The organism is Streptomyces sp. NPDC002130, from assembly GCF_040296465.1.
Classification (GTDB): Bacteria; Actinomycetota; Actinomycetes; order Streptomycetales; family Streptomycetaceae; genus Streptomyces.
Map to the genome: position 1 here is coordinate 1 of NZ_JBEOXI010001043.1, position 1,197 is coordinate 1,197.

At 63.4% G+C, this 1,197-nt stretch carries 2 protein-coding genes; both read left to right on the forward strand.

Going from position 1 to position 1,197, the window contains the following annotated elements:
* The first annotated feature begins 56 nt into the window (after positions 1-56).
* Positions 57-821 carry an SDR family NAD(P)-dependent oxidoreductase gene (locus ABT116_RS48205; protein ID WP_298779129.1) on the forward strand — a complete coding sequence of 255 codons (765 nt, stop codon included), beginning with the start codon at positions 57-59 and terminating at the stop codon, positions 819-821.
* A gap of 121 nt (positions 822-942) precedes the next feature.
* The coding region (locus ABT116_RS48210; protein ID WP_351647844.1) for a hypothetical protein at positions 943-1,197 on the forward strand (255 nt) is incomplete at its 3' end.

Here is a 1,197-nt window from a genome sequence, read left to right on the forward strand (position 1 = left end):
GATCACGCAGAATCGGTCACCAGACAGCTGTCCATCTCACAGACCGGAGTTTTCTCGTGAATCGATTCGACGACAAGCGCGTCCTCATCAGCGGCGCAGGATCCGGAATCGGCCAGGCCACCGTTGCCCGCATCCTGGCAGAAGGTGGCACCGTCGTCGCCGCCGACATTTCCGAGACCGGCCTCGAACAGACATTGAACGCTGCGAAGGACGCAGGCCATGCCGATCGCCTGACCACGGTGAAGGTCGACATCTCCAGCGAAGAGTCTGTTCGCGAACAGGTCGGCGCTGCGATCAAGGCTCTGGGCGGTCTCGACGTGTTGATCAACGCGGCGGGCATTCTGCGCTCCGCGCACACCCACGAGATGACGCTCGATTTCTGGAACACCGTCATCGGGGTCAACCTCACCGGAACATTCCTCATGACGAGGGAGTCCCTGCCGGCACTGCTCGAAAGCGGAGCAGGCGTCGTGGTCAACTTCAGTTCCACGTCGGCCACGTTCGCCCACCCCTACATGACGGCGTACGCAGCGTCGAAGGGTGGAATCCAATCCTTCACGCACGCACTCGCTCTCGAGTACAGCAAGCAGGGCCTCCGCGCCGTGGCCGTCGCTCCCGGCAGCATCGCTTCGGGCATGACGTCCGATCCCGGCTTCCCGGCCGACATCGACTTCACGCTGCTCGGCAAGCTGGCGCCGGCAATCGGCGAGGGTTTCGCTCCCCCGTCCGCGGTCGCCGGCGTGATCGCGATGCTCGCCTCCGAAGACGGCTCGTTTGTCACCGGAACGGAAATCCGCATCGACGGCGGCACGCATATGTGACCACTTGCTGTGCGCCTTTATTAACCCCCGGCGGTTAATAAAGGCGCACAGCAGCAAGCGGCATACTTATCTGGTCGCGCGGAACCGGTCCGGCGGTACGGAGTGCGGTGGGGAGCCAGCGGTGAGCGAATCAACAGGCGGTACGAACCTCGAGCCTGTGCTGATCAGTCCTGTTGTCGGCGGAATGATTCGCACGTGGTCCGAGGACGAGACCCGCTTGTGGAGCGTCGACGATCCCACCGCGCTCGGCGCACTGCTCGGACAGGGCCTCGTAGCTCGCACCGCCTTGCCGGACAACAAGTTCCGAGAAGTTGCGTTTCTGAATCCCCAGACCCAGACCCTCACCGTGCAGCCGCGCTTAGCCTCACAGGACAGC